The sequence below is a fragment of the Streptomyces tibetensis genome (assembly GCF_007655005.1).
Taxonomy (GTDB): Bacteria; Actinomycetota; Actinomycetes; order Streptomycetales; family Streptomycetaceae; genus Streptomyces; species Streptomyces tibetensis.
In genome coordinates this window covers 141,155-155,650 of the sequence record NZ_SZVW01000004.1, presented here as the reverse complement: position 1 = coordinate 155,650, position 14,496 = coordinate 141,155, and the positions used below count along the sequence as shown (strand labels likewise).

Genomic DNA, 14,496 nt, shown 5'->3' with positions numbered 1-14,496 from the left:
GAGCGACGGGCGTACGGGCGGCTCAGGCCCTGGCGCCTCGGTTGCCTCCCACGGCCGGCAGCAGTGGCACGAGCCGGTCCCACCGGGAGATCTGGCAGCCGTCGCGGCGGTCGTACGTGGCGTCGACGGGCCGCCCGGCCCAGGTGCCGGTGACGTGCGCGGTGGCAGGGCCGCCGTACTGCATGGTGCAGAAGCCGCCCTCCGACGGGGCCGCGAAGACGTCCTGCCCCCATCGCGTGTCCCGCTCCAGGGCGGCACAGGCGCCGCCCGGGTCGGGGTGGCTGCCGCCGTCGGGGTTGCAGTACAGCTCGAACGTTCCGTCGGCCCCGCCGCCGGCGTTCCGCACGGTGACGGTGAGGTGATCCCGGTCCGGGCCGGCGCCGGGCCTGGCCGGAGACGGCAGTCCGGTCCCCTCGGCCTGGGCATACGCGGCCGGGGGCGCCGCGGTCAGCGATCCGGCGACGGCGACGGAGGCGGCGGCGCCGACGAGGAGGCGCCGCAGGACGGGGCGGGCGGTGGCCCGGGGAGTGGCACGCAACATGCCCTGCCTAACGCGACGCGGCCCCGGATGTTGCGCGCGGACGCCCGGGCGGGGCCCGCACGGGACTGACAAGGTCTTTGCCCCGTGCCCTTCCCGCCTAGTACCGTGGGGGTCGATTGGTGACAGCACGCTCGACTGTGTCATCATCGGCACGCACCGCTCGCGCTCGCGCGGGAGTGATGCTGGAGGCGTCGCCTAGTCCGGTCTATGGCGCCGCACTGCTAATGCGGTTTGGGTCTTAAAGCCCATCGAGGGTTCAAATCCCTCCGCCTCCGCACTCGATCACGAAGCCCCGGTCACCCGACCGGGGCTTCGCTGTCGTTGGCCTCGAATCTGCGGCCTGAAGTGCCGTTTCCGCAGCTCACAAGGGGTGCGGCTAACGGATTTCACATGGCGGCGGCAGTCATGTAATGTTCTTCCTGTCGCCGCGAGCGAGCCGGAAGGCCCGAGAGCGGCGAAAAAACAGAACAAGCACTCGTAGCTTAACGGATAGAGCATCTGACTACGGATCAGAAGGTTGCAGGTTCGAATCCTGCCGAGTGCACAGCACGTCAGAGGCCCTGTGGATCACTCCACAGGGCCTCTGGCTTTTGTCTTGACGGCAGCGTTTGACGGCAACCGCCTTTGCGAGCCGATCAGACGGCTACCGGGACGCCGGCCGGGCCGTCGTCATCGTCCGGTTCGTTGCCGTCACCCCTCAGCGCCTCCCCGACGCGGTCGAAGGCGGACCGCTGGGAGTCGAGCCGTACGAAGGTGTAGATGTCCATGGTCACGCGGATGGAGCTGTGGCCGAGGACTTCCATGATCATGCGGGCGTCGGCGCCCTGTTCGTGGAGCAGCGAGGCGCACGTGTGGCGCAGGTCGTGAAAACGGACCCTGCGGACGCCGGCGCGGACGCACAGCACCTCGAAGGAGCGGTTCAGGTTGCGCGGCTCGATGGGGGTCCCGTTCTTCGTGGTGAAGACGAGTCCGTGGGCAGTGCCCTTCCAGTTGGTACCCGCCGCCTTCCGGTCGGAGATCTGCTGGGCGCGTTGAGCGCGGAGCGCTGTCACGCACTCGGACGGCAGGGCGACGCGTCGGGCCGATCGCTGCGTCTTCGGTGCCACGATCAGCAGCTCGCCGCCGACCCGTTGCAGGGCCTGCCGGACGGTGAGGACACCTTCGTGGAGATCCACGTCCGACCAGCGCAGCCCCAGCAGCTCGCCGCGCCGCAGGCCGATGCGGACCGCCAGCTCATATGCGGCCCAGAGCCGGTTGTCACGGGCAGCCGCCAGGAGCTGACGCCCCTCCTTCGCCGTGAGCGGTTCGATCTCTCGCTTCGTTCCCATGCTCAGCTCCACGTTCCGGGCCACGTTGCGGGGCAGCTCGTCCTCACGAACGGCGTGCTGGAGAGCAGCACGCATGATCACCAGGAGAAAGCGCACCGTCCGGTCAGAGGGGAGCTTCTTGCAGCACTTGCCGAGGGCGCAGCAGCGCCTCTTGTGCTCGGGCCGCTTCCTGTCCTTGCCCTGGGCGCAGCACTGGCAGGTGACGGCCGTCTTCGCGAGGAAGGCGCGGATGTCGCGGGCAGTGAGTCGGACCAGCTTCTTCCGGCCGAAGTCCGGGGTGACGTAGTTACGGACCAGGGACTCGTAGTTGACGTAGGTCGTCCGGCGGACCTTGCCCTGGGCGACGTTCGTCAGCCAGTACGTCAGGTACTCGGCGATGGTCATCTTGTTGGTGGCGACCGGGAGGCCGTTGAGGGAGTCCGCCTTGAGCTTGGTGAGCTTCTCGTGGGCGTCATCCCAAGTCTTGCCTTACACACTGCGCCGCTTGTACGTGCCGTCCGTCGTGAGCACGTACGCACTGCCCTCCCACCGGCCGTCTTTCCGCTGGTAGATGGTGCCCTCGTTGTTGGCGTTCTTCTTCGGCTTGGCCATCATGCGGCTTCCTGTTCGGTGCGGAGGGAGACGAAGGCGTCCACGGCGGCTTCGCTGATGCGGCGGCAGCGGCCGATCTTGAAAGACGCGAGTTCGCGGGAGCGGATCAGGTCGTGGACCTTCCAGCGGCTGATGCCGAGACGCTCGGCGACCTGGTCCACGGTGAGTACGGCCGTCGTCATACGGGCAGCAGTCCTTCCTGCTTCAGGCGTTGGGTGTGGGCTACGTCGTGGCGGACTTGGGCGGCGAGTAGTTCCTCGCCAGGGCGGTAGCCACTGCTGAGGTAGGTCCACGAGGAGGCGGTGACGAGGCTGGTCTCGTCGGTGGGAAGGCCGGCGCGAGCCCGTGCGGCTTCGGCTTGGGCGAGACGCCACGCGCGGCGGACGTCACGGAGTGCGCCGAGGGTGGTGGAGTAGGCGCGGGACTTGCTGGAGAAGTGGCCGCGGAAGCCGAGCATGTGGGCCCACTTCCAGAGCTTGAGTTCGGCGAATTCCGGCAGGTTCCCGAGGTCCCAGGCGGTGCGGATCATCTGCCGTACGTGCCGTTGCACCGGCAGGGCCTTGATGGGTTCGGCCTGCCCGGTGCCTTCGCAGTCGTCGCACAGGTCGCGGAAGCCGTCGGGACCTCGTACGTAGCCGCGTCCCTGGCATGGACGGCACATGAGCGTGCGATCTACGGTGCCCGCGCCTTCGGCGTTCTTGGTGGCGTACTTGGCGACGTATCCGGCGACCTTGGCATCGGTGAGTTCGCCGTCGCCCAGGGCGGATATCTGGTCGATCTTGAACCGGTCGCCCCACTGGATCACGCGCTCACCTATGGCGTCGGACTCGACGGTGAGTCGGGCCCGCTCGACCGCCAGGCCCACGGCGACCTGGAGGGCGTCGAAGGTGGCCCAGGGCGGGGGCGACGTGGTGTGGCCGTCGGGTCCGTCGAAGCGGATCACGGCGTGGAAGTGGACCAGGCCACGCTTCTGGTACTCGGCGACCTTGGCGAAGGAGATGCGGAGAGCGGCGTTCAGTGCCTTCTGCGTCATGCCGAGGTGCTCGGCCAGGGCACGGCGTAGGTAGGTGGTGAAGCGCCCCCACAGCTGCCCGGCGTGGGCGTTCCAGAGCACGGCCCCGGTGTAGTCGTATGTGGCCGGGTCCAGCGGGGTGCCCAAGGCGGGGTCGTCCTCGGTGTGGTGGCTGCCGCAGCCGCAGGGGCGGGCCTTGCCCGTGCTGTCGGTCTTGCGGTTGTGGACGGGACCGAAGGACGGGGCAGTGAGGGTGACGAAGGCGCGGGGTGGTCGCGGACGGTTTCGGCGACGCTCTTGCCGCCGGACAGTCCGGCCTTGATCAGGTGGTAGGTGTCGGCGGCGTAGACACGGGAGCAGGCGGGGCAGCGGGAAGCACGGCGGTTGCCGCAGGTGGTCAGGAGGCGTCCGGAGGGCTCGTCTTCGGAGCGGTAGGAGCGGACTACTTCCTTGGTCGCCGAGTCGGTGGTGATCGTCCAGCCGTGGAGGTTGACGGGGCTTGTGCAGCCGCGCAGGTTGCGAACCTGTTCGGTGACGCGGTTGAAGTCGTTGGTGTTGGCCAGCTCGATCAGGTCCCGCAGGCCGGGGCTGACGACGTGCCGCAGGTCGAGGGGGCGGCGCATGAGTGGCGGGGTCTCCGTTCTGGCGTCGTGGTGGGGCCCGCGGGCAGCAGCGATTCAGTGCGCTCGGGCTGCTGCCCGCAGGCATGGCGGGGCGCCCAGGGGCGGGGTGAGGTGGGGTGGGGGAGCCGGAAAGGCCGGCGGAGGGTGCCGCCCTACAGCGCGGCGTGCAGGGCAGTGGCCATGGGCAGGCCGATGCCGAGTCGCGTCTTCAGCTGGGCCGGAGTGATCGCTTCTCCGTGCTCGGCGTGATGGGACGCGGCGATGGAGCGTGCTTCGGTCAGCAGCGGCTCAGGCACCTTGGGTGCAGGCGGGGCGGGAATCGGGGCGGTGCGTGGAGCCACTGAGGTCGGGACGGGGCCCGGAGCGACGCGCGGAGCCAGGTCGGCGGGCGGTGTGGCAGCCGGGGCCTCAGCGACGGCCGTTACGGGCTCTGCTTCAGACACCGTTGCTTTGGAGGCCGAGTCAGCGGAGCGCGAGACGGTGTGGAAGGCGCGCAGGAGCTGCGGGCCGACCGTGCCCCAACCGAGCAAGAGCAGAGGAGCCACGGCGTCCACGGCTGCCCGGCCGTAGTGTCCGGCGGCGATGGGTTCGGCGACGTTCAGGGCCAGGGTCAGCAGTCCGGAGAAGTGCATCAGCCGGGTAGCGGCTGTCATCTGTTCGCCAGGCAGACCGCGCAAGGAGAGGTAGCGCAGGGCAACCAGCAGGCCGCCCACGGAAAGATCCACCATCGGGGCGATGAGCGGTGCGATCGGTGCGGGGACGCCCAAGCGAAGGGCGAGAGACCAGACGTTGCCGAAGTAGAAGACGAACGCCAGCACGGCAATGATGATCATCACGGCGGTGATGGTGCGCTGAGTGATCCGGTCCTCTGTCAAGGGATTCACCTCCCTTCAGTGCTGTGTGACGGGCGCGGGTCGAGTGTCAGGCGGCGTCGGCGGCGGGCTTCTCCAGGTCGACTTCCTTGTCCCACATGCGCGGGCCCAGGAGGGCTTCCAGGAGCGCGGAGGGGTCGGCGGTCAGGTGGGCGGTACTGTCGGCGATGCGGGCTGCGTCGGCGTCGGAGACGTACGGGGTGCGGATGCGGGTGAAGCCGGGCTGCGACTGGTGGTTCATCGAGGCGACGCCGACATAGGTCGGGTCCTGGAGGTTGACCGGGTTGGCATCGGGCCACTCCCGGATCTCCTCGCCCAGAGCGGCGACAGCGGCCTCAGCGGTCTTCTGGGCGAAGCTCAAGCCCACGGGGCACACGTCACGGATGAAGGTCGGGATCGCATCGCCGGTGGACTTCTGAGTGGCGAGGATGACGAGCATCCCCACCGAACGGCCCTTCTTCACCAGGTCCTCGACGAGCCGGGCGTTCTCCGCAGCGAGAGCGGCGAGCTTCTTGGTCTTCGGGTCGCTGCCCTTGTGGTCGCGGAAGTACGTGTGTGCTTCGTCGATAACCAGCACGACCAGTGGCCAGTTCTCCGACGGGCCCTCATCCCACATGGACTTCACGCCGAGCGCCTTGCGTACCCAGGCCGACCGCAGGCGCCGCAGTTCCACCAGGTCCCGGAACAGCTTGTTGGCCTCTTCCAGGTCGTCCCCGACGAAGGCGAACATGCGCTGCACCCAGTCGGCATAGTCACCTTCGTGCGCGGCGGACACCTTGCCGTCAGCGCAGGCGAATTGCACGCAAGGGGAAGGTGCCCAGTCCGAGAGAAGCCGGTTGATCAGGCTCGTCTTGCCGAAGCCTGGGAGGCCGGCCACGGTCACTCCGGGCACCTGTGTGAGGTCTACCGAGACCGGTTGTGCGTACTCGTCCAAGCCCAAGTCCCACTGGGCCGTCTCGTCCGGCGCGTCCCCCGTGGGCCGGTGCTCAGTGGGGAGCTTGAGCGGATCGAGCCGCACGCCCCGGATGACGACCTGTCCGGGCTTGTCCTGCGTGATCGCGACCCGCGTGCACTTCCAGGCGTCGGCCAGATGCGGGGCCGCCTTCTGGAACTGCGTCAGGCCCACGCCGGGCAGGCAACTCGCCCGTGCGATCACGCCGTATGCGTCGTGAGTGACCTTGAGAGCCGGGATGAGGACGCGAGGCTTGATCGGCTTGCCGTCGGTGTTCGCCAGCGACGCGAGCGCGGTCGGAGTCTTGTCCGTGGCCGCCAGCTTGAGCATCGGAGCGAGCCGCTTCCAGCCGCACCGCACCCGAACGGCTTGCCGGATGGACTGCCGGGTCATGGCGTCGGCGCGCAGGTAGCGGACTATCCACCACACCGCCCAACCGACGAGGAGCACCAGCGCCATGTCGACCACCAGGGAGCCGTAAGGGAAGGCCCCTTCTGCCGGGCCGTTCGGACCGTTCATTTGCTGCGCTCCAGAGGGTTGTAGAGGAAGGCCGCGAGGGCCGATTCGAGGGCCGCCCGGTCGGCCGAGGCGTCGAGGCGGGGATAGCCGTAGCCGACGAGCACGCCCGCCACCGAGGTCACGAGGGATTCGGTGAACCGGGCATCCGGCCCGGCGTGAGGCAACGGGTAGTTGCGCTCAGCGCCGGACCGGGGAGCCGTGCCGTTCACGCCGCTTCAGCAGCCGGGGCCATCAGGTCCAGCCGGTCCGCGCGGTAGGCGATGCCGTCCGAGAGCGAGCCGTTGAAGATTCGCGCCCACGGGGTGGCGAACAGTTCCACCGGCATGACCGGGACACCGGGCTTGAGACCGTCAGGGAGACCGGTCTCCGGAACGGTGATCTTCAGAGCCTCGGCGCGGCCCTCCTCCATGAAGAAGAGGGTGATCGTGTAGAGCTTCGCGCCGGTCTCACGGTCGGTGGCGAACTGCGTCTTCTCCTGGTCCGCGTACTTCGGCACCGGCAGGGTTCCGACCATGAATGACGAGGTGGGGAGCAGGCCAACACGGATGCGTGCCATGGGAGTTGTTTCCCTTCGGTTGCGCTCCGCCAGGCGGCGGGGCGTGATCACCATTGAACATAGCTGACCTAGCAGTGTCAAGTGTGCGTGGTGAGCTAGGTGTCAACTGACGTAGGCCACCTATGTCAGTGGGGTGTGCTAGGGGTGCTAAGGATCGCTACTCTTGGGCCATGAGCCCCGCGCCAGAGAGCAAGCGAGACCGTCGGCCGCCGTATCAGCACGCTGCCGACGAGCTTCGGCGCGACATCTTGCAGGGACGGATCAAGCCGGGCGAGCAGATGCCGTCCATTCGCGAGCTACAGGAACGCTTCGGCGTGGCCAACATGACCGCGAGGGGCGCGCTCAACGTGCTGCGCGACGAAGGCTTGATCTACACGATCCACGGGCGAGGCAGCTTCGTAGCTGACCATGACGCCGCCGGCGAGTTCTCGGCGGGCTACACCCCGCCAGCTTGGTACCTCGCCAACAGGGGCAAGACGTCCCCTCAGACTGAGCAGATGGAGGGAAGCCCCGACGGTTCCGAAGTCACCGGGGCCACTCTCACTGAGATGCTCACTGCTCTACGTGACGAGCTCCGTTCCCTCAGCGCTGATCATCAGGAACTGCGGCGTGAGGTCGAGGAGCTGAAGTCTCAGCAATCGAAGTCGCAGTCCTGAGCTGAGCTACTTCCTCACGCAGTGCTCTGGTCTCCTTGCTGAGGCGACCGACCATGGCCCGCATCTCTTGGATCAGCGCGGCCACTTGATCCGCGTCTTCAACGTGAATGCTGGTCAACCCCATCTCGTAGTCCGCTATGTGCTCGGCCATGTCTCCCGCTTGCCGCCCGTGCCGTCGATGCGTTTCGCGCTGCCGCGCTTCCTCCCAGCCGCTGAGCGCCTCCACGACGTTGAGCGGCTCCTTCGCTGATCCGCCATCGATCTACCCTGCGGAGCTGTTCAGAGTTTCTTTACTGGATCAAGGCGGCCCGCCTACGGCGGGCCGCGCGCGCTGGCGGCCCGTGGCCGCCGCCGCTCCTTGTCTCCGCCACCGCTCCGGCGGCCCCCCGCCGCTCAGCGCGCACAACCGCCAGGGCGGACAACCAGACCAGCGAGCAACGCGCCCACCGCCGAGCACCAGGACCAGGCCGGGACGAGCCAGGCGTGACCGCGCCACCAGACCGCCCACAGTCCCGATCCGCACGGCCGGTGGAGACGCTGGGCACGTCGGCAACGCTCATGCAATATCGAGGACCAAGCCGTGACGTTTGGAAGAAGCGTGGCTGAGGCCGGTGAGTGGTTGCTGGAAGCACACGTGGCGGGTGCTCGTTCGTCTCGCCCGCCGTCATGGCTGACTTTCGGTGGCTCAGGTCAAGCCCCTTCCTCGTTGGACAACATGAAGCCGAGGGCCCGCACCCGCATCCGAGCACGCCAACTGCCCCGGCTACCATCGGCACCGGGGTCCTGATCAGGGCTTCCGCGACCGGACCACCCGGAATGCTGTCCAGGCTGAGGGGTGGTCCGGTCTTTCGTTGTTGGTCTTCGTTGTGTGAGCGCCGCCGGGCGAACCGGCTCTAGAGGCGGCTCAGGGCCTTACCCACCTCGTAGATGGTCGGCCGGTCTTCAGGAGTGTGGCTGAGCATCGCCTCGATCAATTCGCCCAGCTCACCGGGCGCCTTGACGGAGCGGCGTCTGCCGTTGGCCACGGCCTCTCTCTGGACGGGGCGGGGAGCGTCGTCCGGGTACTCGATAGCCCGCCAACCAGTGGCCGAGATGAGCAGCGAGGCGCCGAGGGCGTAGACGTCGGCTTCCGGCGTGGGCTCGGCTTCCCCCGTGGCGAGCACGCTGCGCGCGATCTCCGGTGCCTCGTAGTGGACGAGGCAGCCGCGGAACGGGAAGTCGTAGCCCTCCGGGACGTGCCCGCCTCGGGCTAGAGCCAGGTCGATGAGGTGTGTCCGATCCGACCCGACGATGAAATGGGCGGGCTGTACGTCGCCATGGGCCCAGCCCTTGGCGTGCAGTTCGGCCAGGATCTCGACACAACCCAGCGCCACACGGGGGTCCGGTGCGATGGACGGGGCTTGCTCACGGCAGGGCTCCCACAGCTGGTGCAGGTCCGGCCCTTCATGCCACGGCTGGAAATTCCACGTCCCGCGCTCCCATTCTCCGTACGCGAAGTCGTCGAATCCGAGACGATGCAGCACGGCACCCTCGCGTGCGGGCGCGAGGGCGGTCCAGGGCTGGGCGGGCCAGTCGGCCGTAGCCTCGATCGGATAGCCGACCTTGACGGCGTAGTGACCTCGATGGCTCTGCACCTCCCAGACCATGGAGCCCCGGCGGTTCAGGACCAGGCGCTGAGACGTGGGCATCAGGGCGTCGAGCACCACGATCGGCAGTTCAGAGGGTGAGCCGGACAACGTCTCTTCTCCTTCCGGGCGAACGCGGCCGACCACGAGTCGAGGCCGGCCGCGCCGCTGGTGTCTTGTGTTACGCCTGGCCGTACGGACGGCCGCAGTCGGAGTCGCACTGGGCAAGGTTCGTGCCGTCCACGGTCCACAGGTCATCGAAGACCATGAAGCCCGCCGTCTTCATGGCGCGTGCCGAAGCGGCGACCTGCTTCGGGTCGCGGGCCCCGCCACCGGGCTTCGGGTTGTGGTGCAGGAAACGGCCCGCGTACCGCTCGCACAGCTCGGCGTACTCCTTCGTGTGCAGGATGAGCGCGTGCAGTCCCAGGTCCACGTCATCCGACGGAACCATGGGAACGATCGCGGTGGCTGCGGTGACCACGAAGGCGACCGCCTGGTCCGCGATCCGCTCGGCACGCTCGGGTGACTGCCCGTTGTGGACGACCACGAAGTGGGCGAGGCTCTGGAACAGTTCCTCGCCAGACACCGCGCGGCCGGTCCTCTGGTCGTTCGCCGTTGCCGTCATGCGAGTACTCCTTCTGGATTGTGGAGCGTGGCACTTACGGGTGGGAGGCCGCCCCGCCCAGGGGTGGGGGAACCGGGAATGAGCCCCCGTCCGGGGCGGCCGGTCTATTGGCCGACAGCGAGAGCCATGCCGATCACCAGGCCGCAAGACCCGCTGATCATGACGATGAAGAGGACTCCCGCGTAGCGGCCGATGGCGCGCATCACAGGCCGTCCCTGCTGTTGCCGTTCTTGATGGCCAGACGGGCGCTCAGTTCTTCCCGAGCACTCAGCTGCACCACCTTGTCCGGCATGGCATCCCACTCCCGGCCGCCGCCGATGGGCCGTATCTGCACTCGGCCGCCGAGCTCACCCATGACGATGCCGATACGTCCCTTGGCGATGTCCTTCGCCATTTCACCGATGCCTGGTCTGGTCTGCTGGTTGCTCGCCATGCAGAGGAGCATCGCGATCAAAGGGCCGCCACTAAAAGGTCAGGCTGATTACCCAACTTGGGTAATATCGCGGGAAGTAGAGAACCAGCGACGTTGCGTAGCCCTCGCAGTTTGGGAGCTTGCCGATGCCCGACCCGGACCGGCCGCAGGAACTGCCGGCCAGGCTGCTCACCGATCCCGAGATGATCGATGCGTGTCGGGCCCGGGACTTCGCCAGAGTCTTCCGGCTGGTGAAGGTCAGGGCGGGCATCTACCCGTCGATGATTGCCCGGCGTTGTGACCTGACGCCGAGCCGCGTGGGTGAAGTCATCGCTGGCCGACGGCACTTGCTGCACATGGATGTCATCGAGCGAATCTCGGACGGTTTGCGCATCCCAGGGGACATGCTCGGGCTGGCCCGCCGAGCGTGGGAGACGCCCCAGGCCCTCGTGGTCGACGAGCGCGAGGCGCCCCAGACGCCGGAGCCGGAGCAGCAGGCCCCCACGTCTCTGCCAGGTCCCGAGGTGGACAGCATCTTGGCGCTGGCCACGCGGACCAGCCTGAACAAGGCCACGCTTGAAGCTTTCCGCTCTTCGATCGAGGATTACTGGCGACGGGACGACCAGCACGGTGGCGAAGCACTGCGGCCCGCCATCGTTGGCCAGCTCCGTTATGTCGTCGGACTCTTGAAGGAGAGCCGACCGTCGTCGATCCAGAACGGCCTGTACGGCATCGCGGCCGAGCTGGCCCGCCTGACCGGCTGGACCTACTTCGACGCCCGCCAGTACAACCAGGCCCGTGCGTACTTCACCGAGGCCCTGCAACTGGCGAAGGAGATCGACGACCGCCAGTTCATGGCTAACGTCCTCGCTTGCATGAGCTTGCAGGCGACCTACCAGGACAAGCCCGCGGATTCATTGGCACTCGTGACCGCCGCCCAGGACCAAGCTCGGTCAACACTCGGCAGCACGCCGCGCGTTATGTCGATGCTGGCCATGCGGGAAGCTTTCGCCCATGCCACGCTCGGCAACCGTGATGACACGCACCGGGCGATCGGGGAAGCGCACAGCCAATTCGAGCAGATCGGGGCGAGCGATCCGGACCCCTCATGGGTGACCTACTTCGACGAGCCGAAGCTCATCGTGGACACGGGCATCGCCCATGGCCGTCTGGGGGAAGCGGCAACCGCCGAACCCTTGATCGCCGATGCCCTGCGGCGGGAGCACCACACCAACCAGCGAGGCCGCGCGTTCCACTCGTTCTGGCTGGCCCGAACGCAGCTGGAGCAGGGCAAGCTTGACCAGGCGTGTCACACCGCCACGCAAGCCCTTGAGCCCGCGTCGGCAGTGGCTTCAGAGCGAGTGTCCGGGCATCTCAGGGAGTTCTACGAGCAGTTGGCCCCACACAGGCAGGAGCCCGTAGCCCTTGCCTTCGAGGCACGGCTACGGGAACTCCTCCCGCCGGTCAGCGGATCGCTTCGTCCATGAGCAGGTAGAGCAGACCGACGAGCGATCCACTGCTCACGACCTCGCGGCGGTCTATCATCCCGCGCACCTCCGAGAGGGGGATCCACTCGATGCGGTCGGATTCGTTCTTCTCCGTGGGCGGCCCGGCGTAGGTGGCGCCGTCGATGCGGAAGACGTGGTGCTGCGAGTCGGTGATGCCGTTCGCCGGCTCGGCATAGATCAGGGGCTTGATGGGGCCGGGGCGCCAGCCGGTCTCTTCCAGGACTTCGCGGGCCGCCGCTTCCTCCGGGGTCTCGCCATCTTCGACCAGGCCCATGGGCAGCTCCCAAGCCCACGAGTCCGTGATGAAGCGGTGCCGCCACATCATCAGGACCTCTTGGCGGTCGTTGACCACGGCGGCCACGGCCAGGTGCCGGAGGCGAACGACGTGGTATTCCCACCTACGCCCGTCTGGCTGCTGGACGTCGACCAGACACAGATTCACCCACTTGTTGGTGTAGACCTGTCGCTCACCGTGGGTCTTCCACTCCATACCTGCGGCCCCTCTCGATCGGTCTCAAGGATCTCAGATCGCTTACGGGCGCAGCAGCAAGTTTGACCCTTTCGCGTCACCTTGACGACATGCCCGTGAGTGCGTGGGTGCTGCCCACGGCATACACCAGGATCGGGCGCACGCCCTTCTCTGTGAGTGCTGGAATCCTGCCCCTGGCATCACTTGAGCAGCTGGAAGCCAGCCACCTAAAATTCGAGCACTTGTTTGATGATGAGTGACTGGGAGGCCGCGTTGTCAGTGCCGGTGTGTACCCTCTTATAGATTTGAGCCCTCATCCGAGGGCTCGCATCCATAAGTGCTGTTGGAGGCAGGATGATCAACCTGGAAGCGGTGGGCGAGGCCAGTTCATACGTAGGGGAGCTGGCCAAGCTGGGTCTTCACCCCGATACCCTCCGTGAGGCGCTCGGGGCGAGCAACACCGAGCGCGGGCTCTGCTCGAAGAAGCACTCCGCGCGCATCGCGCCTGGGATCTACGCCTACAACGGACTGGTCACCAGTCTCAGCAAGCAGCTCGACAACCAGGGATGGGAACGAGTTGACCTTGCTGGGGTCCTTCCGATCATGCTGAACCCTGAGATGCGAGTGGCGCTCGGCGTGACGAGCGGCAACCGGCTTACGGGCATCCGAGCCGGCCGGCAGCAGCCCAGCTCGCGGTACCCCAAAGGGGAGCTGACGAGGAAGCTGGTGGGGCGCAACATCTCCCCTGGCCAGATCGAGTTCCTGGCTCGCTCCGCCTTCCAGGTCGACGAGCCGGAGGACGAGCTGGATGGCTACAACCTCTGGCTGATGTTGGTCTACTTTGATCAGAAGAAGAAGGAGATCAGGCACGAGATCTCACTGCCCGAAAGGCTTAGCGTCAAAGGCTACGTGAAGGACTGGTATGTCCGGATCGCTCCGCCCGACTTCTACCCGGTGGGAGATGACGCATTCGAGGTCGAAGACGATCCGAATGAGGGGTTCGGCCCGCCAGATGTCGTTTCGGTAGAGCCGCTGTAGCTCGAGCTCACATGTAACAGAAGGACGAAGTATGTTCACTCCATCCCGGTTGGCCCTGGCCCGCAAACGGCGAGGCTTGACTCTTGTCGAGTTGGGCAACCGGGTGGGGGTGACCAGCCAGAGTCTTTCTAACTACGAGCGTGGGCGGCAGCAGCCATCTCATGCAACGCTGCAAATACTGGCAGAAGTCCTCGACTTTCCGGCTTCTTTTTTTACTGCTTCTGAAGTAGATGAGATTGATGCAAGGTCAGTGAATTTCCGAGCTCGGAGCAAGTTGGCGGCTTCAACCCGAGAGGCCGCGCTAGCCGAGTCGAGACTAGCTGTTGAACTCAATAACTGGATCGATGAGCGATTCAAGCTACCAAAAGTAGATCTGCCGACTCCTGGTCGAAAGATGAACCCGGCTCTCGCTGTAGAGTATCTACGTGAATCTTGGCGGCTAGGAGAGGATACCTCCATCAGGAATACCATTCATATGGTGGAGGCGCATGGCGTAAGGGTGTTCTCCCTAGCGCCAGAATACCCCGAAGTCGATGCGTTTTCGTTCTGGAGGGATGGCCGTCCCTTCATTTTTCTCAACACATTGAAATCGGCTCCTAGGAGCCGATTCGATGTAGCGCATGAGTTGGGGCATCTAATCATGCACGCTGACGATGATGCCGGATCACGCACTCGTGCCGCAGAGAAGGAGGCGGATGAATTTGCGTCGAATTTGTTGATGCCTAGGAGAAGTCTGGCAGCAAAGGTTCCCGACAATCCAACAACCGATCAGATCATCAGGCTTAAGAAATACTGGAACGTCTCGGCTCTCGCGCTTACCTACCGTCTCCATTCATTGGGGCGCATTTCCGACTGGCAGTACAGGCAGGCCGTGATTGAGCTCGGCCGCCTCGGGTATAGGACCGGCGAACCTGATGGCGGAGACCGGGAAACATCTATGCTTTTGCAGAAGGTTTTCGGCTTTCTATGGGAGCAAGGGACAACGTCGAGCCACGTTGCCAGGGAACTTAACACAAGCGTCGGTGAACTAAACAGCTGGGTCTTTGAGCTGATCTCGCCAGTCCGACCGGAGGAGCGACCCGGGCACGGTGCTAAGCGCCCTCATCTCCAGGTTGTTAAGTGATGCGACAGTCGGCTCGGTCAAATGGGATTTCTCCAACCGCTTGACG

14 protein-coding genes, 2 tRNA genes and 2 pseudogenes are annotated in these 14,496 nt (G+C 66.1%); 6 read left to right on the top strand and 12 right to left on the bottom strand.

The features are described from left to right. Positions 1-22: 22 nt before the first annotated feature. Complete coding sequence (locus tag FDO69_RS07960) at positions 23-541, bottom strand: SSI family serine proteinase inhibitor (protein WP_104779034.1); 519 nt, start codon at positions 539-541, stop codon at positions 23-25. Positions 542-725: 184 nt separating this feature from the next. On the opposite strand from FDO69_RS07960, the gene FDO69_RS07955 reads away from it, so the two are divergent. Both FDO69_RS07955 and FDO69_RS07950 read left to right on the top strand, forming a co-directional pair. Then, positions 726-816 (top strand) — tRNA-Ser (locus FDO69_RS07955). A 196-nt stretch (positions 817-1,012) separates the two neighbouring features. Next, positions 1,013-1,085: transfer RNA gene (locus FDO69_RS07950), tRNA-Arg, on the top strand. A gap of 91 nt (positions 1,086-1,176) precedes the next feature. Here FDO69_RS07950 and FDO69_RS07945 read toward each other — a convergent pair. From FDO69_RS07945 to FDO69_RS07920, 7 genes and pseudogenes are all read right to left on the bottom strand, one after another. Then, positions 1,177-2,460 (bottom strand): annotated as a pseudogene (locus FDO69_RS07945) (site-specific integrase). After that, positions 2,460-2,642: a helix-turn-helix domain-containing protein gene (locus tag FDO69_RS07940; protein WP_104779033.1), complete on the bottom strand. Its 183-nt coding sequence runs from the start codon at positions 2,640-2,642 to the stop codon at positions 2,460-2,462. The pseudogene FDO69_RS07945 and the gene FDO69_RS07940 overlap by 1 nt, the downstream one beginning before the upstream one ends. Continuing rightward, positions 2,639-4,095: pseudogene (locus FDO69_RS07935) on the bottom strand (replication initiator). Before FDO69_RS07935 ends, FDO69_RS07940 begins: the two are co-directional and overlap by 4 nt. A gap of 152 nt (positions 4,096-4,247) precedes the next feature. Then, entirely contained in the window at positions 4,248-4,970 is a 723-nt protein-coding gene (locus FDO69_RS07930) for a SpdA protein (protein WP_104779032.1), read from the bottom strand. A 46-nt stretch (positions 4,971-5,016) separates the two neighbouring features. Further along, positions 5,017-6,438 carry an FtsK/SpoIIIE domain-containing protein gene (locus FDO69_RS07925; RefSeq protein WP_104779031.1) on the bottom strand — a complete coding sequence of 474 codons (1,422 nt, stop codon included), beginning with the start codon at positions 6,436-6,438 and terminating at the stop codon, positions 5,017-5,019. Further along, on the bottom strand, positions 6,435-6,560 hold the full coding sequence (locus tag FDO69_RS42665; RefSeq protein WP_267896215.1) for a hypothetical protein: 126 nt from the start codon (positions 6,558-6,560) through the stop codon (positions 6,435-6,437). Before FDO69_RS42665 ends, FDO69_RS07925 begins: the two co-directional genes overlap by 4 nt. Positions 6,561-6,643: 83 nt before the next feature. After that, positions 6,644-6,994: an SCO3933 family regulatory protein gene (locus tag FDO69_RS07920; RefSeq protein WP_031104037.1), complete on the bottom strand. Its 351-nt coding sequence runs from the start codon at positions 6,992-6,994 to the stop codon at positions 6,644-6,646. A gap of 170 nt (positions 6,995-7,164) precedes the next feature. Between FDO69_RS07920 and FDO69_RS07915 the strand changes: the two genes are divergently transcribed. After that, positions 7,165-7,650 (top strand): GntR family transcriptional regulator, encoded by a 486-nt coding sequence (locus FDO69_RS07915; RefSeq protein ID WP_104779029.1) that lies wholly within the window; start codon positions 7,165-7,167, stop codon positions 7,648-7,650. 893 nt (positions 7,651-8,543) lie between these two features. Here the strand turns inward: FDO69_RS07915 and FDO69_RS07910 are convergent. The 3 genes from FDO69_RS07910 to FDO69_RS07900 form a co-directional block, all read right to left on the bottom strand. Beyond that, positions 8,544-9,386 (bottom strand): serine/threonine-protein kinase, encoded by an 843-nt coding sequence (locus tag FDO69_RS07910; RefSeq protein ID WP_104779028.1) that lies wholly within the window; start codon positions 9,384-9,386, stop codon positions 8,544-8,546. 70 nt (positions 9,387-9,456) lie between these two features. Then, on the bottom strand, positions 9,457-9,900 hold the full coding sequence (locus FDO69_RS07905) for a glycine-rich domain-containing protein (protein ID WP_104779027.1): 444 nt from the start codon (positions 9,898-9,900) through the stop codon (positions 9,457-9,459). Between the two features lie 202 nt (positions 9,901-10,102). Further along, positions 10,103-10,345, bottom strand: a complete 243-nt coding sequence (locus FDO69_RS07900; RefSeq protein ID WP_104779026.1) for a hypothetical protein — start codon at positions 10,343-10,345, stop codon at positions 10,103-10,105. A 113-nt stretch (positions 10,346-10,458) separates the two neighbouring features. Here FDO69_RS07900 and FDO69_RS07895 point away from each other — a divergent pair, with 113 nt between their 5' ends. Next, on the top strand, positions 10,459-11,799 hold the full coding sequence (locus tag FDO69_RS07895) for an NsdA family TPR-like regulatory protein (protein WP_104779025.1): 1,341 nt from the start codon (positions 10,459-10,461) through the stop codon (positions 11,797-11,799). On the opposite strand, the gene FDO69_RS07890 is transcribed toward FDO69_RS07895, so the two are convergent. Continuing rightward, the gene (locus FDO69_RS07890) at positions 11,777-12,310 is read right to left on the bottom strand and encodes an NUDIX hydrolase (protein ID WP_020274944.1); all 534 of its coding nucleotides are present in this window, start codon (positions 12,308-12,310) and stop codon (positions 11,777-11,779) included. The genes FDO69_RS07895 and FDO69_RS07890 overlap by 23 nt on opposite strands. A gap of 333 nt (positions 12,311-12,643) precedes the next feature. On the opposite strand from FDO69_RS07890, the gene FDO69_RS07885 reads away from it, so the two are divergent. Continuing rightward, a complete protein-coding gene (locus FDO69_RS07885; RefSeq protein ID WP_104779024.1) occupies positions 12,644-13,327 on the top strand; it encodes a hypothetical protein in 684 nt (227 codons plus the stop codon). 31 nt (positions 13,328-13,358) lie between these two features. Next, a complete protein-coding gene (locus FDO69_RS07880; RefSeq protein WP_104779023.1) occupies positions 13,359-14,450 on the top strand; it encodes a helix-turn-helix domain-containing protein in 1,092 nt (363 codons plus the stop codon). The last annotated feature ends 46 nt before the right edge of the window (positions 14,451-14,496 follow it).